This is a genomic window from Nitrospirillum viridazoti CBAmc, assembly GCF_000730165.1.
GTDB lineage: Bacteria > Pseudomonadota > Alphaproteobacteria > Azospirillales > Azospirillaceae > Nitrospirillum > Nitrospirillum viridazoti.
Window position 1 is genome coordinate 599,606 of record NZ_CP022112.1, and the last position, 20,448, is coordinate 620,053.

The 20,448-nt window shown below is 68.0% G+C and carries 17 protein-coding genes; 11 read left to right on the top strand and 6 right to left on the bottom strand.

Annotated elements, in window-relative coordinates; genetic code table 11:
* Position 1: 1 nt before the first annotated feature.
* The gene (locus Y958_RS24485; protein WP_088874533.1) at positions 2–670 is read right to left on the bottom strand and encodes an O-methyltransferase; all 669 of its coding nucleotides are present in this window, start codon (positions 668–670) and stop codon (positions 2–4) included.
* 94 nt (positions 671–764) lie between these two features.
* Between Y958_RS24485 and Y958_RS24490 the strand changes: the two genes are divergently transcribed.
* From Y958_RS24490 to Y958_RS24525, 8 genes are all read left to right on the top strand, one after another.
* The gene (locus Y958_RS24490; RefSeq protein WP_088875215.1) at positions 765–1,397 is read left to right on the top strand and encodes a TetR/AcrR family transcriptional regulator; all 633 of its coding nucleotides are present in this window, start codon (positions 765–767) and stop codon (positions 1,395–1,397) included.
* Between the two features lie 268 nt (positions 1,398–1,665).
* Positions 1,666–2,271, top strand: a complete 606-nt coding sequence (locus Y958_RS24495; RefSeq protein ID WP_088875216.1) for a hypothetical protein — start codon at positions 1,666–1,668, stop codon at positions 2,269–2,271.
* A complete protein-coding gene (locus Y958_RS24500) occupies positions 2,268–3,353 on the top strand; it encodes an XRE family transcriptional regulator (protein ID WP_088874534.1) in 1,086 nt (361 codons plus the stop codon). The genes Y958_RS24495 and Y958_RS24500 overlap by 4 nt, the downstream gene beginning before the upstream one ends.
* A gap of 417 nt (positions 3,354–3,770) precedes the next feature.
* The gene (locus Y958_RS24505; protein WP_088874535.1) at positions 3,771–5,234 is read left to right on the top strand and encodes a capsule assembly Wzi family protein; all 1,464 of its coding nucleotides are present in this window, start codon (positions 3,771–3,773) and stop codon (positions 5,232–5,234) included.
* Positions 5,235–5,324: 90 nt separating this feature from the next.
* Entirely contained in the window at positions 5,325–5,981 is a 657-nt protein-coding gene (locus tag Y958_RS24510; RefSeq protein ID WP_186291592.1) for a TetR/AcrR family transcriptional regulator, read from the top strand.
* 2 nt (positions 5,982–5,983) lie between these two features.
* The gene (locus Y958_RS24515; RefSeq protein ID WP_088874537.1) at positions 5,984–6,655 is read left to right on the top strand and encodes an exopolysaccharide biosynthesis polyprenyl glycosylphosphotransferase; all 672 of its coding nucleotides are present in this window, start codon (positions 5,984–5,986) and stop codon (positions 6,653–6,655) included.
* 233 nt (positions 6,656–6,888) lie between these two features.
* Positions 6,889–7,434, top strand: coding sequence for an RNA polymerase sigma factor (locus Y958_RS24520; RefSeq protein ID WP_244909682.1), 546 nt, complete (start codon positions 6,889–6,891; stop codon positions 7,432–7,434).
* Positions 7,431–8,174, top strand: a complete 744-nt coding sequence (locus tag Y958_RS24525; protein WP_088874538.1) for an anti-sigma factor family protein — start codon at positions 7,431–7,433, stop codon at positions 8,172–8,174. The genes Y958_RS24520 and Y958_RS24525 overlap by 4 nt, the downstream gene beginning before the upstream one ends.
* A 3-nt stretch (positions 8,175–8,177) precedes the next feature.
* On the opposite strand, the gene Y958_RS24530 is transcribed toward Y958_RS24525, so the two are convergent.
* Positions 8,178–9,560, bottom strand: a complete 1,383-nt coding sequence (locus Y958_RS24530) for a DUF1329 domain-containing protein (protein ID WP_186291593.1) — start codon at positions 9,558–9,560, stop codon at positions 8,178–8,180.
* 206 nt (positions 9,561–9,766) lie between these two features.
* On the opposite strand from Y958_RS24530, the gene Y958_RS24535 reads away from it, so the two are divergent.
* On the top strand, positions 9,767–11,314 hold the full coding sequence (locus Y958_RS24535; RefSeq protein ID WP_186291594.1) for a DUF1302 domain-containing protein: 1,548 nt from the start codon (positions 9,767–9,769) through the stop codon (positions 11,312–11,314).
* Here the strand turns inward: Y958_RS24535 and Y958_RS24540 are convergent.
* Positions 11,311–13,350: an NAD(P)-dependent oxidoreductase gene (locus Y958_RS24540; protein WP_088874541.1), complete on the bottom strand. Its 2,040-nt coding sequence runs from the start codon at positions 13,348–13,350 to the stop codon at positions 11,311–11,313. The two genes, Y958_RS24535 and Y958_RS24540, sit on opposite strands and share 4 nt — an antisense overlap.
* Before the next feature lie 119 nt (positions 13,351–13,469).
* On the opposite strand from Y958_RS24540, the gene Y958_RS32885 reads away from it, so the two are divergent.
* The gene (locus Y958_RS32885) at positions 13,470–15,263 is read left to right on the top strand and encodes an ATP-binding cassette domain-containing protein (RefSeq protein ID WP_088874542.1); all 1,794 of its coding nucleotides are present in this window, start codon (positions 13,470–13,472) and stop codon (positions 15,261–15,263) included.
* Here the strand turns inward: Y958_RS32885 and Y958_RS24550 are convergent.
* Together Y958_RS24550 and Y958_RS24555 are read right to left on the bottom strand one after the other, a co-directional pair.
* Positions 15,236–16,720 (bottom strand): hypothetical protein, encoded by a 1,485-nt coding sequence (locus Y958_RS24550; protein ID WP_088874543.1) that lies wholly within the window; start codon positions 16,718–16,720, stop codon positions 15,236–15,238. The two genes, Y958_RS32885 and Y958_RS24550, sit on opposite strands and share 28 nt — an antisense overlap.
* Positions 16,721–16,726: 6 nt before the next feature.
* The gene (locus Y958_RS24555) at positions 16,727–17,626 is read right to left on the bottom strand and encodes a nucleotidyltransferase domain-containing protein (protein WP_145727627.1); all 900 of its coding nucleotides are present in this window, start codon (positions 17,624–17,626) and stop codon (positions 16,727–16,729) included.
* A gap of 125 nt (positions 17,627–17,751) precedes the next feature.
* On the opposite strand from Y958_RS24555, the gene Y958_RS24560 reads away from it, so the two are divergent.
* The gene (locus Y958_RS24560; RefSeq protein ID WP_186291595.1) at positions 17,752–19,170 is read left to right on the top strand and encodes a B12-binding domain-containing radical SAM protein; all 1,419 of its coding nucleotides are present in this window, start codon (positions 17,752–17,754) and stop codon (positions 19,168–19,170) included.
* Here the strand turns inward: Y958_RS24560 and Y958_RS24565 are convergent.
* The gene (locus Y958_RS24565; RefSeq protein WP_088874546.1) at positions 19,162–20,439 is read right to left on the bottom strand and encodes a glycosyltransferase; all 1,278 of its coding nucleotides are present in this window, start codon (positions 20,437–20,439) and stop codon (positions 19,162–19,164) included. The genes Y958_RS24560 and Y958_RS24565 overlap by 9 nt on opposite strands.
* Between the last annotated feature and the right edge of the window lie 9 nt (positions 20,440–20,448).

Here is a 20,448-nt window from a genome sequence, read left to right on the forward strand (position 1 = left end):
TTCAGCGGAGCTTGAGCGATAGCTCAACATCCTCGCCGAAGGGCAGGGAGAGATAGCCGTTGGCGGGGTCGCGCACCCGAGCCAGATAATCCGGGCTGTGGTCGGCGTTGTCGGCCAGGATGTAGGCGCCGGGTCGCAGGCGGCCTTCCACCAGATCCAGGATCTCCGGATACAGGGCCTTGGCGCCATCGAGCAGCAACAGATCTATGGTCTGCGGCAGGTCGGTGGCCAGGGTCTGCAGGGCGTCGCCCTCACGGATTTCCACCAGGTCGATCAGGCAGCCTTCCGTCAGATTTTCCCGCGCGCGGGCGACCTTGGATGGCTCGAACTCCGTGGTGATCAGCCGGCCGCCGCCATTGTCGCGCAGGGCCGCCGCCAGATGCAGGGTGGACAGGCCGAAGGAGGTGCCGAACTCCACGATCGTGCGTGCGTTCGAGCCGCGTGCCAGCATGTACAGCAGCGTTCCCGCCTCACGCGACACCGCCAGGGGCATGTCCTTCAGGGCGCTGTAGAACCTGCGGTACTCGGTCTTGCTGCGCATCAGGTGGGTATGGTCGCCGCGCGCCATCATGTCGGCCACGCCGGGAATGGAGGAGGGCGTGATCCGGGCGGCCTCCGCGAACAGGCGGTCCAGCAAGGATGCCACGGGGGCGGTGGTCAGGGTGCTCATGGGGATAAATCCGGGTTGACGCGGCGCGGTCTTGCGCCGCCCTCAAAATACGACTAATTCGTCATGTTCCCTATTCGCATTGCCCCGGCCCGCCATGCCCGACCGCGCCAGCCCCCGCATTTCCTCACGAAAGCAGCCGCAGCAGGCCCGCTCCGCCGGGCTGGTCGCCACCATCCTGGAGGCGGCGGTTCAGGTTTTGGCGAAGGAGGGGGCGGCCCGCTTCACCACCGCCCGTGTGGCGGAAAAGGCGGGCGTCAGCGTCGGGTCGCTGTACCAGTATTTTCCCAACAAGGCCGCCATCCTGTTCCGCCTGCAAAGCGACGAATGGCGGCAGACCGCCGACATGCTGCGCGCCATCCTGGAGGATCGCGCCCGGCCGCCGCTGGACCGGCTGCGCGCTCTGGTCCACGCCTTCCTGAAGTCGGAGTGTGAGGAGGCGGCGATGCGGGGCGCCCTGGCCGATGCCGCCCCCCTCTACCGCGACGCGCCGGAGGCCAAGGAGGCGCGGGGATCGGCCGACGATGTCGTCGCGACCTTCATGCGTGAGGCCTTGCCCAACGCCAGCGACGCCGTGCGCGCCATGGCGGGCGATCTGATCAAGACGACCGTGAGCCAAGTGGGCAAGGACTATTCCGAAACCCCGCGCACGGATGCGGAGATATCGACCTATGCCGACGCCATGGCCGACATGTTCTGCGCCTATCTCCGCAGCTTGGATCGGGGCTGAGCGGACCCGTAGACTGAGAAAGTTTGGCCCATAGCATGAGAATTGGGGGGCTCACCTTATGGGCCAGCGCGTCCTTGGGTCTGGGCGGGTTAGGGGAGTGGCGGCTATGGAGCCGGAAGCGGATGGTCGACTGTCGGATGTGCCATTCTGGCCTTCCTTGATCTCTTGCCCTAGCCAAGTTGACGAAAATTAAAAAATGCACAGAAAATCGGTTGACGAATTTCCGCTTTTGCACAATTATAATGGCCTTATTACGCGGAGTATCAGCATGAGCCATCCCTTGCCTTCGGTCTTTCACCCAAGCTTGACCACGGTCCGCCTTGAGCAGGTCGCGCGCTGGCTTTTGGATGAACTGTATGCGACTGAGGATGATCTCACCCGCGACACGGACAACGGCTACACGCGTGGCTGCACCACTTTCGGTCGCCAAAAGAATCGCGTCGTGAAGGAATGGCGCTCCCGCCAGTTTGAGTGGCTTGGTGTGCTCAACTCCAATAACGATCTGGTTTTTACTATTGGTGACGTACCTTGCCGCTTCAGCAATGATGATGCCAGCAACCCCTCAAAGGATGCCGTGCTAACGGCTAATCGCCATCAGTTGGATTTTTTTACTGAGGCTGATAAGGGGAAGCCTGCACGTTTCTGCTTCGTGATTGATCGCACTCGCGGTCATGACGATAGCGTTGATCCCCGCGTCGAGTTTCTCGGCTTTGCGGCAAGCGGCGAGATTGTATGTCGCTGGATTTCCAGCGAAGTGCGTGTCTTCCGCATTGAAGGTCAGGCTGAACTGCCGTCGGCGGTCGAAGTCAATAAGCCGCAGGTTACGCCGAAGCGGCGTGATGAGGGTGATGTGAACGCTTCTGTCACAAAATGACCCAGTTTGTCGGTGCAAATCTGCGGTTACTCCGCTTGTTCCATGACCTTTCCCTCGCCGAGTTGGGGCAGAAGGTCGATGTTTCGAAGCAGTTCCTGAGCCGGGTAGAAAGCGGGGCCGAAGCTGTTTCTGAGCAGCTTCGCATGGCGCTTGCCGATGAGCTTGACGTTCTTCCGGATTTTTTTTCGCACCCTGACCTTGATCCGATTTCTGAGGAGCAGTGCCACTTCCGTCGACAACTGACGACCAAAGTTGCGCTACGACAAAGTGCCAGGGCAAAGGGCGAGATGCTTAAGCGGGTAGTCAGCTATCTCGATGAACATGTGGATTTGCCACCTTTTAAGGTCATGGAAGCAGACCCCACATCGCCCGAATCAATTGAGCGTGGTGCTGAGAAATTCCGATCGCTGTTCAGTCTTGGCTTAGGCCCTCTCAGCAACGTGACTAGGATTGCGGAGAACGCCGGTGCAGTAGTCATGAAGATCGACGGTTTAGCAGCAGAAATTGACGCTATTTCATTTTCTACTAAGCATCCGCTAATCGCGCTGAATAAACATGGTCGCTCTGTCTGCCGTGAGAGATTCGGAATTGCTCATGAACTAGGACATTTTTCTTTACACATTGGAATTTTGACCGGGGATAGGTTGACTGAAACGCAAGCGAACAGGTTCGCGAGCGCGTTGTTGATGCCTAGGTCTACGTTCGCTACTGAATGCCAGAGCGCAATCCGTGGTTCACGGCTTAACTGGCCGCGTCTAGCTGAATTAAAGATGCGCTGGGGGGTGTCTAAGGCGGCGATCCTATTTCGAGGGCGAGAACTGGGTGTGTTTTCAGATGATCAGGCGAGGGCCGGGTATATCGGGCTTAATCGGCACGGTGAAGCCATACAGGAGTATGAGGATAACGTCATGGCGCCGGAGAGTCCTGAAGTTCTCACAGAAAGTCTGGACTTAATAAGCGGTCAGATGGGAATTCCAATTCCTGCGATTTCTAGATCCCTATTTATCAAACCCCGGTTGCTGGATAGAATTTTGGGTCGAGATCCAGTGCCGCAGCCTAACAACGTAACCAGTATTTTTTAGTGTGGGAAGGTTTGCATTTTTACATCTGTAAGAACATGCCCTTATTTGATCAAATCCTCCTGCACAAAATTCCTTGTCGCCGAATGTAGAGGTTAACGAACGGCCGCTTTCGGGAAACGCCCTGAGTCCCGAGAACGACTATTATGGAGCGCGAAGCGGACAGAAGCGGTTTTCTCAAACTACAGCGTCAGGACGGCCAGATTTTGCATCGGTGGGGTCAGGCTTTGTTCAGGAGATGCAGCAACATTGCCTGAGCTTTGGCGGTCCGCCTCGCCGCCATTCTCATGGTATGGGTCAGCCCACACCGGGGCCGGGTCCGTATACGAAGTTACGTCCTATCCCGCCGTTTTCCCTTGGTTTTAAGGTGGCGCGCGGCCCCGCTGGCGGGGCCGGGTTCGGCCATGTGGGACCCTGAGGATGCGGACCGGGGCGATGGGCCGGCGGCTGGCCGGCGCGCTGTTTCTTTTGCTGGGCACGACGGGTTTGGCCGGCGCCTCGCCTTGGGGCGAGGTGGGCGATAACCCGTTGCGGGGCGATATCGAAATGCTGGCGGCGGCCGGCCTGATCGATGGCGTCACCACGCAATGGCCCTTACCCTGGACGGCCATCGTGCCGGCGCTGAAGGCCGCCGATCTGGACGCCCAGCCGGATGCGGTGCAGGCGGCGGCGCTGCGCGTGCTGGGCCGCGCCACGCGGGAGAACCGGCCGGGTTTCAGCACCAGCGCCAGCCTGGACCTGACCAATGCACCGGCGCTGGTCCACGGCTTCGACAGTCTGGGCCGGGGGGAGGGACAGACCCAGGTGGCGCTGTCCTACAGTTCCAACACCGTGGCCGCCCGGCTGGCCGTGGGCAGCTACACCCAGGACTTCAAGAACGGCGCCACCAAGCTGGCGCTGGATGACAGCTATCTGGCGGTGAAGGCGGGCGACGCCCTGGTCTACGGCGGCTGGCTGACCCACTGGTGGGGACCGGGCTGGATCTCGGCCCTGACCCTGTCCAACAACGCCCGGCCGATGCCCCAGGTGGGCATCCAGCGCCTGGACACCTCCCCCTCGACCTGGCCGGTGCTGGAATGGCTGGGGCCGTGGCAGGCGGAGTTCTTCCTGGGCCTTCTCGACGGCCCGCGCCTGCAGAAGAACACGGTGTTCGACGCCCTGCGCGTCACCGTCAACCCGGCCCCGGGCTTGGAGATCGGCCTGGCGCGCACGGGGGAAATCTGCGGCCAGGGGCACCCCTGCGACCCGGCGGAGTATTTCCAGCTGAACAACTCCCCCACCGACGTCAACCGGACCAATGACGAGGGCGTGGTGGACATCAAGTACAGCCATGACCTGTGGGGTGTGCCGGTCCAGGCCTATATGCAGCTGATGAACGAGGACAGCTCCCCCATTACCCATTCCGGCACCAGCCATTTGTTCGGCGCCACCGCCTTCATACCCCTGGCGGGCCGCCCCCTGCGGCTGACGGCGGAGTATGCCGACAGCATCTCCACCACCGACATCTTCAGCTTCGCCAGCCGCATCTACGGCTTCTCCTACACCAACGGCGGCTACCCCGATGGCATGCGCTATCGCGGCCGCACCATCGGCTTCAGCCTGGACGACGACTCTCGCCTCTTGTCCCTGCAGGGCAGTTGGACCGATGCCGATGGCTGGACCTATGAGATGACGCTGCACCACGCCGTCATCGGCACGGCGCAGTCGGCCGGCGCCAACATCGTCAGCCCCGCCCCCGTCAAGGTGAACATCCTGGAAGGACGCCTCAGCCTGCCGTTCCGCCACTTCACCCTGGACCTGCGCGGCAGCGTCCAGGACGACCAGGCGCGGCCGGACCATGGCGTCCTGCCGGCGGTGGAGGCGGCGCTGCGTATTGCGCTGTGAAAATAGCGCCGGCTCATGGGAATAAACCCGCGGTCCGTATCCGTCATGGGAATGAGGGGAGACATCCCCACGTTGCCTGTCGGAGGATCCATGCCGTCCATCGTCGCCTGCGCCAAGACCACCACCCCGCGCGATCGCGTCCGCGATGTCGCCGCCGGCCTCTTCGCCGACCGGGGGTTAGACGGGTTCAAGATGCGGGACCTGGCGCAGCGCCTGGGCGTCAGCGTCATGACGCCCTACCGCTATTTCGAGAATAAGGAGGCCATCCTGGCCTGCGTCCGCGCCCACGGCTTCGCCTGCCTGGCCGACGCGCTGGACCAGGCGCGGGGCGGCGGCACGCTGGAGGAGCGGGTGGCCGGCCTGGCCACGGCCTACGGCGCCTTCGCGACGGCCGAGCCCGCGCGCTATCGCCTGATGTTCGCCCTGGCGCCGGCCCAGGTGCCCGGGGTGGCGGAAGTGCGGCGCCAGGAACGCCGGGTGGAGGATGCCTTCGCCGCCCACGCCGCCGGCTTCGCGGTGGTGGGGCCGTCGTGTGCCGATCCGGTCGCCGATCCGGTCGCCCTGGGCCGCCTGCTGTGGTCCACCCTGCACGGCGTGGCCGTCCTGCACCTGGGCGGCCAGCTGCCGCAGGCGGACCTGACCGACGCCCTGTGCCAAGCCGCCCGGGCGCTGGTCATCGCTTGTGCCGGGACCGGCCCTGCCGTTATCACACCCGCCGGGACCACATTTGCCGGGACCGCCGCGTGACCATGACGGCGCCCCAGCCGTTGCGGATGCCGGAGCCGGCGCCGCGGGCCGAAGTGGTCGAGGTGCCGCCGCGCCGCGCCCGGCGGCACCTGACGCCCAAGCGCGCGCTGGACATGGCGCTCAGCCTGGCGCTGTTGCTGGCTTGCCTGCCGCTGCTGGGCCTGATCGCCCTGCTGATCCGCCTGGACAGCCGGGGGCCCATCCTGTTCCGCCAGCAGCGCATCGGCCTGGCGGGCCAACCCTTCCACATCGTGAAGTTCCGCACCATGCACGTGCTGGAGGATGGCGCCGACGTGGTGCAGGCCACCGAGGGCGACCCCCGCGTCACCCGGGTGGGCGGCGTCCTGCGGGTGACCAGCCTGGACGAGCTGCCGCAACTGCTGAACGTGCTGTCGGGGGAGATGTCGCTGGTGGGGCCGCGGCCCCATGCCGCCGCCCATGACGACTATTACCGCGCCCGCATTCCCAATTATCTCTACCGCCAGAACGTGCGGCCCGGCATCACCGGCTGGGCCCAGGTCAACGGCGCGCGCGGGGCGACGCCCCAGGTGGCGGACATGCAGGCGCGGGTGGACCTGGACGCCTGGTACGTGGACAACGCGAGCCTGACCCTGGACCTCAAGATCCTGGCGCGCACGCCCCTGGTGGTCCTGAGCCGGCGCAAGGCGTGCTGACGAAGCCCGGCACTATTTCGCCGACACTATTTCGAACGCATAGCGGTTGCCTCGGGGAATAAACGCGGAAGGCCATCCGTCTTAGGGATGAGAGGACCGTGATCCACCGGGGAATTGGCCCCTGGGATGCCGGTGAAGATGGACGTAAGCTGATGCGGCGTAGGCACGGGCGCGAGGTTTCCCATTGGTTCGACATGGCCCGTGTCTGGCCCCGCGTCGGAGAGCCCTAAGCCGTGCCCCAGCAATTCGCGAACGCCCTGGTCATGCAGTTGCCGGCGCTGAGGCGATATGCCTTGGCGCTGGTGGGCAATGCCGCGCTGGCGGATGATCTGGTCCAGGATTGTGTGGAACGCGCGCTGCGCCAATCAGCGCAATTGCGGGAGTTGCCCCGCATCTCCGGCTGGCTGCGGCGTATCTTGCGGAACCTGTACACCGACGAGATCCGCCGCGGCAACAGCCGGGGGGAGGAGCAGGACATCACCGAGTTGGCCGACCATGTGGAACTGAGCGCGCCGCCGACCGACGTCGGGGCCGCGCGGGACTTCGTGAAGGCCGTCAGCCGGCTGACGCCGGAGCATCGGGAAATCCTGCTGCTGTCCAGTGTCGAGGAACTGAACTATCGCGAGATCGCGGAGGAGTTGGGCATCCCGGTGGGTACCGTGATGTCGCGCCTGGCGCGAGCCCGTGAGCGGTTGCGTAGCGTGATGCAAGGCGAGGGCGCGGAAATCATCCCGCTGCCCCTGGGCCAACAGCACCCAGTATCGAAAGACCGAAAGTGAGCGACCATACCCCCAACCATCCCTCCATCGCGGAGGTCGACCTGCACGCCTTCCTGGATGGCGAGTTGCCGGAAGACCGCGCCCGCGTTGTCGAGGCCGCCCTGCTGGCCGACCCCGCCCTGGCCGAGCGCCTGGCCGGGTACGAGGCCGACAAGGCCATGATGAAGCGGCTGTACAGCCCGCTGATCGACCGGCCGGTGCCGCAGCACCTGGTCGACCTGGCGCAATCTGCCGCCAATGGGCACGCCGCCCGGCCCTGGGCCGACTGGCGCCGCCTGGGCGCCGTGGCCGCCGTCGTGCTGCTGCTGGTGGGCGGTGGCACCTATCTGGCGGGCCGCCCGGCAGGCGGGCCGGCCGGCGATGTCGTGCAGATGGCGCTGGCGGCACGCGATGTGCCGGCGGCTGTGCCCAGCGACCTCGCCCCCTACAACGCGGCGCTCAGCCGCGTCGTGGCCCTGAACATCAAGGTGCCTGACCTGACCCGCGCCGGCTATCGCCTGGCCGGCGTGAAGGTGGAGGGGCAGGCGGCCACCGTGGCCTACCGCGACGCCGACGACCGGCTGTTCACCATCTACCTGCGCCATTCCGACGGCACGGTGCGCTTCGACCAGTTCAAGCGCGACAAGCTGCGCGTCTGCATCTGGCAGGACGACCAGCTGAGCATGGTCATGGCCGGGGAGATGTCGGCCGCCGTGATGCAGAAGCTGGCCAGCATGGCCTATGTCGGGCTGACGGCGTGAGGATTAGCGCACCGATCTTGCCGAGAGGCTATCCGGGCTGAACAGCGTGGCGGGGTGCGGGGCGGTGACGGTGTAGGGCCTCGCCTCGCCATTGAAGGCGAAGGTGTAGGCGTAGCCGCCCAGTTCGAAGTCATGGATGAACTGGCTGCCGATCACCACCGCCGGCACGTCCGGCATGAGGTACATGGTGGCCTGCCCGAACTTCCACAGCTTGCCTTGCTCGTCCCAGGAATCCCCGTAAACCGCCATCCAGGTGTCTTCGTCGAGGTAGAGCCGCCGATGCGGGACAACGTCATGCGCGCCAGCGGCCAGGGTGCCGTCCACCACCCAGACGCGGTGCAGCTCATAGCGCAGCGCGTCGGGGTTGGGGTGGGTGCGGCCCAGCACCTCGCCCACCGGCTTGGCGTACAAGCGGTTGTTGTTGTAGGGCACGAACATCTCGGCCTTGCCCACCAGCTTGAAGTCATAGTGGTCCAGGCCGCCGAAGAAGATGTAGTACTCGTCCTCGCTCATATAGCCGGCGGCGTCGGTGTCCGGCACGTCGTAGGAGATGGCCGGCGCCTTGCGCACGCGGTGTTCCCCCGGCAGCAGGCGCCAGGCGGCGAAGTCGTGGCGCTTGATGTTGATGGGCTGCCAGTTGAGGTAACCTTCGCCCGCGCGGGAGGCCGGGGCCACGGCCAGATGCAGCGTCTTGAAGTAATAGCCGCCGTAACTGTCGGGCGTGGCGTCGCGGTAGTAATAGGGGAAGTCGGCGACTTCCTTGTAGCCGCTGGCCTTTTCCACCACCCCGTCCGCCGGCACGACATAGGTGCTGACCGTCACCTCGCGCGCGGGGCCCCAGTATGCCAGCAGGTGGTTCCACATGGCCTGGAACCCATCCTTGGGGATGGGGAAGGGGATGCCGCCCACGGCCCCCTCCACCCCATAGGCGATGCCTTCCGGCGCCGGCCGGGCGCGCGTGGCGTTCAGCCGGATGTTCTCATAGACCCAGTCGGGGGCGGCGGCCGTGCGGTGGCTGGGATAGATGTCCATGCGATAGTCGGCGTCGCGCTCGAACAGGTGCTTGGCCCCCTCCGGCAACCGGTCGGCGTAATCGCGGAAGTTCTTGGCGGTGATGGAGAACAGCGGTTTTTCCGCCGCGAACGGGTCCGGGCGCGGGCCGGCAGGCGCAGGGCCCGGCGCGCTCAATCCGCCCGTCCAGGCCGGAATGCTGCCGTCCGCGTTGCCCGCCCGCTCCGCGCCCACCGGGGTCAGTCGGGACTTCAGCTGTGCCGCCTCCTGCTCCGTCACCTGGGCGCGGGTGCTGGTGGGCTGGCAGGCCAGCGCCAGCGTGGCCAGCAGCACGGCGGCCAGCGATATGGGGGACGGGACGGCAGTAGATCGCATGGGCTCGCGTACGGCGCCTGGTGGTGTAAGGGGCTGCGCGCCGGCGTGCCGGGATTTCCCGTGTTTCGGCCGGCGCCGGCGATGGGTGCCGGGGATCATGGCGTGCGGCCCTTGGCGACACAAGCGGGATGTGGCGCTGGCGCATCCTGTCGCGGGGTATGGTAGTGTCGATGCGGCAAGCCTTTGATGGATTGAGCCAAAGCGCAATGGCGTCCCGCGTTCTCGGCCTATTGGTCTTCCCCGTCCTGTGCCTGGCCGCTCCTGTCCGCGCGGCGGATCTCTATTCCGGCGACGGACTGGATCTGCGCTGGGACAACACGGTGCGCTACACGATGGCGGATCGCATCGGCCCTCGTAAGGGGGCTTTGCTGACCAACACCAACTGGGATGACGGCGACCGCAATTTCGGCCCCGGCCTGGTCTCCAACCGGCTGGATCTGCTGTCGGCCCTGGACCTGGGCTGGGGCGACTGGGGCGTGCACGCCAGTGCCGCCGCCTGGTACGACACCGCCTATCAGGGCCGGACGGATGACGCGGACCCGCAGGCCATCAACGCCTCCACCGCCACGCCCGGCCACTTCGCCCCGGCGGTGCGCGACCTGCAGGGCCAGCACGCCGAAATGCGCGAGGCCTTCGCCCATGGCGCTTTCACCCTGGCCGGCATGCCGGTGTCGGTGCGCGTGGGCCGGCAGGCCCTGGTGTGGGGTGAAAGCCTGTTCTACGACACCAATTCCATCGCCGCCGCCATGGCGCCGGCGGACTACAGCCGGGCCGTGGGCGGGCCCAGCGCCTATACCAGCGACATCTACCGGCCGGTGGGGCAGGCGGCGGTGACGGTCCAGCCCTGGCCCGAGGTGGCCCTGTCCTTCTATGACCAGTTCGAATGGCGGCCGACGCGCCAGGCCGGCAGCGGCAGCTATTTCAGTTACCTGGACTATCTGGGCGCCGGCGCCGACCGCCTCTATGTCGGGCCCGGCCGCTACCTGGCCCGCCAAGGCGACCGCACGCCCGGTGCCGATGGCCAATTCGGCGTGTCGCTGCACGCCACCGTGGACGGGGTGGATTACGGTCTCTACGCCCTGCGCTACAATGCAATGGACCCGCAGTATGTCGTCGGTCCCGACGGCGACGCCTCGGCCCCTGGCGCGGCCGGCTATTACCGCCTGGTCTATCCCGGCAGCGTCCACCTCTATGGCGCCAGCTTCAGCGCGTCCCTGGGAGACAACACCGTGACGGGCGAGGTCTCCGCCCGGCACAACATGCCGCTGGTGCTGCCGCCGCCCTTCGTGAGCGGGTCGGTGACGGAACGCTATGCCGCGTACGTCCGGGGTGACATGGTGCACGGCCAACTGTCGCTGACCACGGCCCTGGGCCGGTCCAGCCTGTGGGACAGCGCCGACGTGAATGCCGAGGCGGCGGTGGACGACGTGGTGGGTGTCGTGCGCGACGATGACGGCAACCAGTGGCACCAGGTCGCCACCAAGGCCCGCGTGCTGTTCGAACCGCACTACTTCCAGGTCCTGCCCAACCTGGACCTGACGGTGCCGTTGGGCCTGGGCTACAACATCACGGGCCACAGCCTCAGCTACTACGCCCAGAACGCCGGTGCCGGCGACCTGACGGTGGGGGTGACGGCGACCTACCGCAGCGTGTGGAAGGCCAACCTGACCCTGACCCATTATATCGGCGCCCCTAGCCAGCAACTGCTGGCGGATCGCGATTTCGTGGCCCTGGGTCTGGAACGGACGTTCTAGCTCATGCTGCGCAGGCGCGCGGGCGTCAGGATGTCGGTCGCCCCGCCATCCAGCAGGCGCGCCACCTTGGCCACCACCTCATCCGCCGCCCGGGCCTGCATGTCGGCGCTGCCGCCGGCGATGTGGGGCGTCAGGAAGACATTGGGCAGGCGCCGCAAGGGGTGGCGGGGCGGCAGCGGCTCTTCCTCAAAGGTGTCCAGGCAGGCGAAGATGTCGCCCCGGCGCAGGCGGTCCAGCAGGGCCGTGGGCTCGATCAGGCCCCCCCGCGCCACGTTGATCAAGACGGCACCGGGGCGCAGGCGGGTCAGTTCGGCCGCCCCCAGGGTATGCCGGGTGGCGGGCGTCAGGCCCCGGTGCAGGCTGACGATATCGGCCGCCAGTACTTGATCCAGGGCGGCGGCGCTGGCGCCCGCCTGGCGGATGTCCGCTTCGGCGGCGTTCTCGGACCACACCAGCACTCGGGCGCCGCAGGCGGTTAGGCGCCGAGCGAAAGCGTAAGCGTTGGAGCCCCAGCCGACCAGGCCCACCGTGGCGCCGGTCAGGTCGCGGGCTTGCGGCGGCCGGCCGCGCCCGTCGCCGCCCAGGCGCGCCTTCATTTTCTGCGCCAGGGGCAATAGGCCCAGGCGCGTTAGCGTGGGCTTCAGCCGCCGGGCCAGGCCGCGCAGACCTCGGAGCGGTGGCACCACTCCCCAGCCGCCATCACGCATGACCGCATCACCCTGGAAGGCACGTCGGCGGCCCAGGATGGCCAGGCCCAGCGCGAACTCCGCCACGCTGTCGGCATGGGCGTCGCTGGCGTTGACCACGGCCACGCCCCGGGCCAGCAGGTCGTCGGCGCCGAAACGCGCCACCGACAGGCCGGCGACGCCCACCACCGCCAGATTGGGCAGGCGGGCGAGCAGGTCCGGCGCCAGTGGCAGGGCGCCCCGGCCCAGCAAGGCGGCCACCACGTCCGACCGCGTTTCCGTCATGTCGCCCGGGGTGACCAGGCGATAGCCAGCCAGCAGGGGCGACAGGGCGGCCCCCCAATGTCCATCCACCAGGATGGTGCGTTCCGCGGGCGCGGGCGCCGTGGTCGCCGCCGCCAAGAACGGGGGGACGGCGCCGATGTGCCCGCGCTCGATCAGGTCGCACAGGTGCAGGGATGGGACCAGGGCGGCCAGGCTGTGCGGCGGCTCCGTCCCCGTGCGGATGGCGTCCAGGAAAGCGTCGTGCTCCAGGGCGAAGCTGGTCATGCCGCCGGGGAAGGCGGTGGTGAGGGGGCGGCCATCCGTCTGCACGGTCAGCGCCGTCTCGGTGACAGCACAGCTTTCGCCGGCGGCATGGAAGGCGTAGTCCTCGCGCCGGCACCCGGCGGCGTTGTCGCAAAGGAAGGCGGCCTGGGCGCCGCCCGGCCAGCGCATCAGGGCGCTGAATGTCTCACCCGAGGCATGGGCCGTCAGATGGTCCGGCAGGCCCCCCATCATCCACAGCAGGGCGTCCAGGGCATGGATGCCGTTGGCACCCAGCCAACTGGTGGCGCCGAAGCCCGGCGGCTGGCCTGCCAGGGGCTTGTGGAACACGGCCTCCGCCTGGCGCCACCCGGCCAGGCCGGCGCGCGCCCGGGCGGCGCGCAGCGAGGGGTAGAAGCGGCGGTTGTGGCCACCCGCCGCCACAACTCCCCGGGCACGGGCCAAGTCGGCCATGGCCTGGGCCTGGGCGGCGCCGGGCGCCACTGGCTTTTCCACAAACAGATGTTTGCCCTGGCTCAAGGCCCTCATTCCATATTCGTAATGAAGCTGGGCGCTGGCGTAGATGTGGACGGCGTCGATATCGTCGCGGGCCAGGGCCGCACCTGCATCCCCGGTGCTAGCGCCAAAGCCGAAGGTGGCCGCCGCCGCGTCCGCCCGTGCCCTGTCCAGGTCGCAGACCAGGGCGAGGTCCATCAGCCCCCGGTCGCGCAGGGCGGCCAGCACGGGCATGTGGACCTGGGTTGCCATCGGGCCGGCGCCGATGACCAGGACCCTCAGGGGTGGGATGGGGATCGCGGAAGACATCACCCTTGAAGACGGATGGCGGCGCCTGCTTATTCCCCACCCGGTGAAATATATAGTTGCGGTGTCCGACCCCGATTTGTGCCAAGAAATCAGCGCGTAACCAGGGATTCCTCATCATCATGGACAAGCGTGGCGCAGGGCGTGAGCTGGCCCGGTCGGCCTGGGACTTCTTCCGGGATTTCCGGGTCCACGCCGGCGGCGACGGGCTGAAGGCCGCCATCCTGATCATGCTGGGCGCGGGACTTGAGGGCGTGGGCCTGGTGCTGCTGGTCCCCCTGCTGGATCTGGTGGTGGGGGGCGACCGTGGGGGTTGGGCAGCGGCGCTGGCGGGGCGTTTGCCGTGGCGGTCCGCCGGCGACGACCCCCTGGCCCGGCTGCTGCCGCTGCTGGCCTGCTTCGCCCTGCTGGTGGGCCTGAGGGCGGTTGTGCTGTGGCACCGGGATGTACTGCTGGCCACCCTGCGCATCGGCTTTGTCGAGGCGCAGCGCACGCGGCTGGTGGCCCGGCTGGTCGCGGCACCCTGGACGCGGCTGTCGACCCTGCCGCATGCCCGGGTTAACCACCTGCTCAGCAGCGACATCATCCTGACCGGCGCCTGTGCCCACTTCATGCTTCAGGGCGCCACCTCCCTCTTCCTGCTGCTGGTGCAGTGGGGGCTGGCCTGCCTGTTCTCTGTCCCCCTGGCGGCCGTCACCGGTGCACTGTTGGCGGTGGCCACCCTGGCCCTGCTGCCACAGCTGGCGCGGTCGCGCCGCCTGGGGCGCGAGGTGGCCGACGCCAATCTGCACCTGGCCACCAGCGGCGCCCAATTCCTGGGGGGGCTCAAGCTGGCGCTCAGCCAGAATATGCAGCAGCGCTTCGCCGATGAGTTCAACGGCACCCTGGGTCGGCTGATGGGCCGCCAGGTCGCCCTGACCCGGGAACAGACCAAGGCGCAGTTGGCCTTCACCACGCTGGCGTCCCTGGCGGGCGCCGCCGCCATAATGGTGGGGGTCTGGGCGCTGGACGTGCCGCCGGCGGTGCTGATTGTCTTCGTGCTGGTGCTGGCGCGGATGAGCGCGCCGGCCGCCCAGTTGCAGCAGGGCGCGCAGCAGTTCGCCAACTTCCTGCCGTCGTACGAGAAGATCCGGGCGCTGGAGGCGGAGTTGGCCGGCGCCGCGCCGGCGGCGGCGGCCGAGATCGGGGCCGGCGGCGCATTCGCCGGCCCGCAGCCCATCCGCTTCCACCAGGTCAGCTACCGCCACCCCGGCGGCGACCGGGGTGTGTCCGGCCTGGACTTGACCCTTGAGGCCGGCAGCTTCGTGGGGGTGACGGGCGCCTCCGGTGCCGGCAAGACCACCTTCGCCGATCTGCTGGTCGGCCTGACGGTGCCCGATACCGGCACCATCACCGTGGGCGACCGGACCCTGGCCGGTGCCGCGCGGCGGCAATGGGCGGCCGCCATCGCCTATGCCCCGCAGGATACCTTCCTGTTCCACGACAGCATCCGCGCCAACCTGGCCTGGGCCAACCCCTCGGCCAGCGAAGCCAACATGCGCGCCGCCCTTGGCCTGGTGGGCGCCAGCGCCCTGGTGGACCGCCTGGACCAGGGGCTGGACACGGTCGTGGGCGCCCAGGGTGGCCTGCTGTCGGGCGGGGAACGCCAGCGCCTGGCCCTGGCCCGCGCGCTGATGCGTGAGCCGCCTTTGCTGGTGCTGGACGAAAGCACCGGCGCCATCGACATCGCGGGCGAGCGCGCCCTGCTGGCCGGCCTGGCGACGCTGCCGTGGCGGCCCACCATTGTGCTGATCGCCCACCGGCGGGAAAGCCTGATGCTGTGCGACCGCGTCCTGGAATTCGCCGAGGGCCGTGTCGTCGCCGACCGCCGAATGGGCACGCCCGCCGCTCAGGCGTCGGCCCACAGGGCGCGGTAGCTGGCGGCGATCGCCTCCAGCCGCCGCAGGCCGACGGCCAGGTTCGGGATTTGGGCGGCACGGCGCGATCGTGCCTTGGGCAGGGCGGCCAGCGTGGGGATCAGGGCATCCAGGTCCGCCACCACCCGGGCATGTCCCGCCTCCGCGAGGTGGCCGAAGGGGCCGGTGGCGTCGGCGCTGAGGAACAAGGCCGGCACACCGAAGGGTACCGCCTCCGCCGCCACGCCGGAGGCCAGCGACACCACGGCGTCCATATGGCGTAGCAGGGCTGGCAGCGGCAGGGCCGAGGCGGATTCCATGCGGATGTTCGGGCCGCGCAGCGCCAGCAACCGGGCATGGCGCCGGTCGTCCCTGGGGGCGGCGGCGGGGTGCCGGCGGATCCACCAGCGCCATTCCGGCGGGCCCGCGGCGATGCGATCGGCCACCGCATCCCAAATCGCGGACGGACCGGTGGTTTGCAAGGCCACCAGGATATCGCGCTGGGCGTCGCCGCCGGCGGCCTGGCGGAACCTCTCATCCCAAGCCTGGGTGCGCGGATCGGCATCGTCGAGAAAGGGGCCCAGGCGGGGATGGCCCCCGGCCAGGGCCTGATGCCAATGCCCGTCCGTCCAGGTGCTGATGTGGGCGGCATCGGCCGGGTCCCAGGTCCAGAACAGCGCGGGCAGGGTGGTATAGCCTTGCGCTGGCACGCCCGCCCAGCCATAGGCCTTGTGCCGTCCGCCTTGGGGGCAATGCTGCACATCCACCGACAGGATGCCACGCCGCCGGCAGGCGAGCGCCAGGGCGGATCCCAAGCCGGCATACCAGGTGGTGGTGAAGGCCAGGCGCGGCCGGGCGATGTCCAGCACCAGGCCCAAGGCCTGGGCCCGGGCGCGCAGCCCCATGGCACGCCGCGCCAGGCGTTCCGGCCGCAAGGAGGGCGCCGGCACGCCCTGGCGGGCCAGGAAGTCCACCACTTCAGCATGCTGCGGCAGATCCAGCGGCGCGCGAACCAGCGGGGCCAGCGCGCGGGCGGCGCTTGCGATCAAGTCGATCTTCAGGGTGGGCCGGCGCCAGGGCGTGCGCCGGCCGGGTTGCAGGTGCAGGCAGCGGGCCCCGTCGCCCTCCAGCACCGCCATGAGGGGTTCGCCATAGCGATCCTCCCAGGCGCCGTCGATGCGCTCCACCGATACGCCGTCGCCCAGGAACAGGATGTCGGCCCGGTGGGGCCGGAGGATGACGTTGTCCCGGCGCCCCAGCGTCGCCAGCGGCTGGGCCAGAGTGCGCAAGCCGCGCGCGACCCGGGATGGCCGGCCGGCCTGAGGGTCGGCCACATGCTGGCGGTAGAGGTCCAGGTACAGGTCCATGCGCGCCAACGGCCACAGATGGGCGTCGCCGCTGGTCCAGCGGCTGACGGCAAAGCGTGTCTCGATCTCCGCCACCAGGGCCAGGTACTGGGTGTGGAAGGGCGTCGCCATGGCCGCCTACCGGGCCGCCAGTTCATCCATGCGCGCCTGCCACGCCGCCTCGATCTTCAAGCGCATCTCATCCCACATGCTGTGGGATTCCCGGGTGGAGCGGGTCCAGGCGCCCTTCAGCCGGTCGGTTTCATTGAAGCGGTGGATCTTGCGCCGCGCCTCCAGTCCCTCCAGCGCGCGGCCCAGGGGGCTGGCCAGCAGCCATTCCCCGGCGCGCTTCAGGGCGGTGGTGTAAGGGACGCAGTTCAGGCTGCCTAATGGCGCCCCCACGGCGTTGGGCAGCCAGTCGGCTGTCCAGGCGTTGGCCTCCCGCACCGTCTCATACACGTCCGGGCCATACAGCGGGATCATCTGGCACAGCTCCTGCGCGTCATAGAGGCTGCGGCGCGCCAGGGGCAGGGCCGCCAGCGACAGGAAGGTGTTGGGGCAGAACAGGCCGTTCGCCAGCTTGGCGTCGGCCAGGGCCAGCAGGCGGCAGAAGGCGCGCGTGCGCCACATGGTGCCGGCGTCGGTCACCAGCAGGAAGTCGATGTCGCCGTCGGGGGGGAAGTTGCCGGCGGCCAGCGAGCCCGTCATCGCCACCATGCGCACGTTGGGCAGGCTGGCCAGGAAGCGGGCATAGCGTCGCGCGGTCGGCCATTGCCGGCGCGACAGCTCCCGCCGGGTACGGCGGATGGCGAACAGGTCGGCCCGGCCGCGCAGAGCGTGATAGGTGCCGTCCGTTTCCAGGTGGCGGGCCAGGGCCGGGCCGCCCAGCGCGTGCTGCACGTCGCCGGGCGTGCAGCGGATGCCATGCAGGTAGCGGTGGATTTCAGGCACAGACACCGGGAAATGGAAAATATCCCGGTAGGCGATCGTCGAGTAAATCGCCGTTTCCAATTTATTCATCGTAAGGACGACGGTCATGAAATCCCCTGTCGGCCGATCAATATCGGCGTCCGCACATTCAGATTATTTATTTTAAAAGGCGCATTGTTTATTTTATTTATGCTGGATATGCTGCGCCATCGATGTTTGATTTTTGGTGGATCATGGCCATCCGACACAAGGTCGTCCTTTACAACCCGGCGGCTGTCTTCCACACCATGCCGTTGGGCTTGTTGGCCATCGGTTCCAACCTTGATTCCGCGCGCTTCGACGTGCGCATCGTCGACGCGCGGATCGAGGCGGACCCCTTGGGCGCAGTGCTGCGGGCCATCGACGGCGCATTGTGCTTTGGCGTTACCATGCTGACCGGCCGGCCGCTGGGCGACGCGCTGGCCGTGCTGCGGGCGGTGAAGCGGGCGCGGCCCGACCTCACCACCGTGGCCGGCGGCTGGCATCCCTCCCTGTTCCCGGTGGAGACGCTGGACGAGCCCAGCATCGACATCACAGTGGCGGGGCAGGGCGAGCGCACCTTCGCGGAGATCATGGATCGTCTGGCCGAGGGCGATGATGTTGAGGGCATCGCCGGCGTCGCCTACCGTGACGGTGACCGCGTGGTGCGCACCAAGGCGCGGCATCTGGAAAGCCTGGACGCCTTCGCCCCGCCCAACTTCGACCTGATCCCGGTCGAGCGGTACTTCGAGCTTAAGGGCCGGCGGCAGCTGGACTACATCGGCTCCATCGGCTGCAACTTCCGCTGCGCCTTCTGTGCCGACCCCTTCGTCTATGGCCGCGACTGGAAGGCGACCTCGGCCAGCCGCATGGGGGTGGAGATCGAAGCGCTGTGGCGCCGCTATCGCTTCACCGACCTGAATTTCCAGGACGAAACCTACTTCACCCACCGCCACCGCGTGGCCGACATCTGTGAGGAATTCTTGCGGCGAGGGCTGGACTTCACGTGGGCTGGCACCATGCGCGCCGACCAGGGCGTGCGCCTGCCGGACGAGATCTGGCGCCTCTGCGTCCGGTCCGGCCTGCGCCGCGTGCTGGTGGGGGTGGAGACCGGGTCGCACGAGATGATGAAGCGCATCAAGAAGGACACCACCATCGATGCCATCCTGGAAACGGCAGCCAAGTGCCGGCAGCACGACGTTGCCGTCATCTTCTCCTTCATCGTGGGCTTCCCGGAGGAGACGGAAGCGCAGGTCGAGGCGACGCTGGGCCTGATCAAGACCCTGCGGGCCATGAGCCCCAAGTTCGAAACACCGCTGTTCTACTACAAGCCCTATCCCGGCTCGGCCCTGGCCGCCGCCGTGGCGGACCAGACCCCGCGCACCTTGGACGACTGGGCACGGTTCGACTATGTGGCGGGTCCGGCCGGCACCTGGGTGCCGCCGCATCTCTACCGCCGCATCGAGCGCTTCAAGTTCTACAATAAGTACGCTGCCGGGCCGGTGGCCACTGGCCAGGGGGCCGGCCGGCTGCTGCGCCGGGTGGCGCGCTGGCGCATCGACCATGACGTCTACGCGGCACCGGTTGAGAAGTTCCTGGTCCAGCATCTGCGCCCCGAACCCTCCTTATCCTGAGGCTTGTTCCGCGTCGATTAAGGAGGCGCCGGCCGGTGCCTCCCGCGTCGCGGACTTGGGCCGCAGGGCCATTTCCCAGGCGCGCTCGAACCCCGCCGGCGACAGGGCGCGGCGCACGAACGCGGCCCCCTTGCGCGCGGCGTCGGCCCACAGGTCGGCATAGGCCTCAGGCTGCGTTAGGTAGGGATCCCATTGGTCCTCGGACAGCGTCAGGGGATATCCGGGGGCCCGCAGCCCCTCCATGGCCGTGCGGTTGCCCAGCACGGGGCAGCCCCAGGCCCAGGCCTCCGCCACCTTGGTCTTGATGCCGCCGGCCACCAGCGCCGGCACCAGGGCGATGCTGCCTGGCCGGTAAACCTGGGCCAGGTCGTCGGCATAGCCGTGCCAGTGCACGCCGGGCACATTGGCCAGGGGGCGGGTCTGGCGGCCGTGGATGTGCAGCGGCGTGGCCGGCTTCAGGCGCCGCCATTGATCCAGCAGGAAATCTATAGCCGTGCGGTTCTGCAGCTGCCGATCACTGCCGATGAAGACGAAGCGAAGGGGCGCATGGCCGTGCCCCCAAGGCTCCGCCCGCAGGGGCACGCCGGGCGGGATGGCGCGCACCACCGGCGGCCCGTCCTTGGACTGTGCCTCCGGGGGCGCGTACCGGCACAGCATCTGCCGTTCCACCGGCGACAGCAGCACCGTGGCGCTGGAGGCCAGCATCACCTCCCGCTCCGCCGCCGGCAGGGTGCGGGCCTCATAGGCCGTCACCAGGCGGGCCAGCGGTCCTTCCGCCAGGCGGCGCGCCCAGCGGGGAAAGTGCGGGCCGACATGGCCGGTCAGCAAGGGCAGGCGGTGATGGCGCAGATAGGTCATGCGCCGCGACATCAGGTCGTCGAAGTCGGTGACGATGTGCAGGTCGGGCAGGGCGCGCCGCAGGGTGCGCAGCAGGGTCTGGCAGCGCACGGTGTCGAGGTAGACGGCATCGAACGCCCCCGCCGCGATGCGCGCCGCCACCCGCTCCGCCTCCCCCGGGCCGGCGTACAGCAGGCATTGCAGGGGTGGCGGCCGCCCGCTCGCCAGGCCCGCCAGCCAGGCGGCGGCGGCGCCCAGGCGGTCGGCCCTGCCGCCCTGCAGCACGGAATGCAGGGTGATCACCTCCACCGTATGCTGGCGGCGCAGGGCCACCAGGATGTGACCCATGATGGGGGTGCGGCCGTTGCGCTGGGCCAGGTCGCGGGTCGTCACGAAGGCGATCCGCAAGGCGGGTCTGGAATGGCTGTCCATGGGTCTACC

What these genes read in the sequence shown, in the direction of transcription:
- Y958_RS24485 (WP_088874533.1), bottom strand. Translation starts at nt 670, where the DNA reads ATGAGCACCCTGACCACCGCCCCCGTGGCATCCTTGCTGGACCGCCTG.
- Y958_RS24490 (WP_088875215.1), top strand. Translation starts at nt 765, where the DNA reads ATGCCCGACCGCGCCAGCCCCCGCATTTCCTCACGAAAGCAGCCGCAG.
- Y958_RS24495 (WP_088875216.1), top strand. Translation starts at nt 1,666, where the DNA reads ATGAGCCATCCCTTGCCTTCGGTCTTTCACCCAAGCTTGACCACGGTC.
- Y958_RS24500 (WP_088874534.1), top strand. Translation starts at nt 2,268, where the DNA reads ATGACCCAGTTTGTCGGTGCAAATCTGCGGTTACTCCGCTTGTTCCAT.
- Y958_RS24505 (WP_088874535.1), top strand. Translation starts at nt 3,771, where the DNA reads ATGCGGACCGGGGCGATGGGCCGGCGGCTGGCCGGCGCGCTGTTTCTT.
- Y958_RS24510 (WP_186291592.1), top strand. Translation starts at nt 5,325, where the DNA reads ATGCCGTCCATCGTCGCCTGCGCCAAGACCACCACCCCGCGCGATCGC.
- Y958_RS24515 (WP_088874537.1), top strand. Translation starts at nt 5,984, where the DNA reads ATGACGGCGCCCCAGCCGTTGCGGATGCCGGAGCCGGCGCCGCGGGCC.
- Y958_RS24530 (WP_186291593.1), bottom strand. Translation starts at nt 9,560, where the DNA reads ATGCGATCTACTGCCGTCCCGTCCCCCATATCGCTGGCCGCCGTGCTG.
- Y958_RS24535 (WP_186291594.1), top strand. Translation starts at nt 9,767, where the DNA reads ATGGCGTCCCGCGTTCTCGGCCTATTGGTCTTCCCCGTCCTGTGCCTG.
- Y958_RS24540 (WP_088874541.1), bottom strand. Translation starts at nt 13,350, where the DNA reads ATGTCTTCCGCGATCCCCATCCCACCCCTGAGGGTCCTGGTCATCGGC.
- Y958_RS32885 (WP_088874542.1), top strand. Translation starts at nt 13,470, where the DNA reads ATGGACAAGCGTGGCGCAGGGCGTGAGCTGGCCCGGTCGGCCTGGGAC.
- Y958_RS24550 (WP_088874543.1), bottom strand. Translation starts at nt 16,720, where the DNA reads ATGGCGACGCCCTTCCACACCCAGTACCTGGCCCTGGTGGCGGAGATC.
- Y958_RS24555 (WP_145727627.1), bottom strand. Translation starts at nt 17,626, where the DNA reads ATGACCGTCGTCCTTACGATGAATAAATTGGAAACGGCGATTTACTCG.
- Y958_RS24560 (WP_186291595.1), top strand. Translation starts at nt 17,752, where the DNA reads ATGGCCATCCGACACAAGGTCGTCCTTTACAACCCGGCGGCTGTCTTC.
- Y958_RS24565 (WP_088874546.1), bottom strand. Translation starts at nt 20,439, where the DNA reads ATGGACAGCCATTCCAGACCCGCCTTGCGGATCGCCTTCGTGACGACC.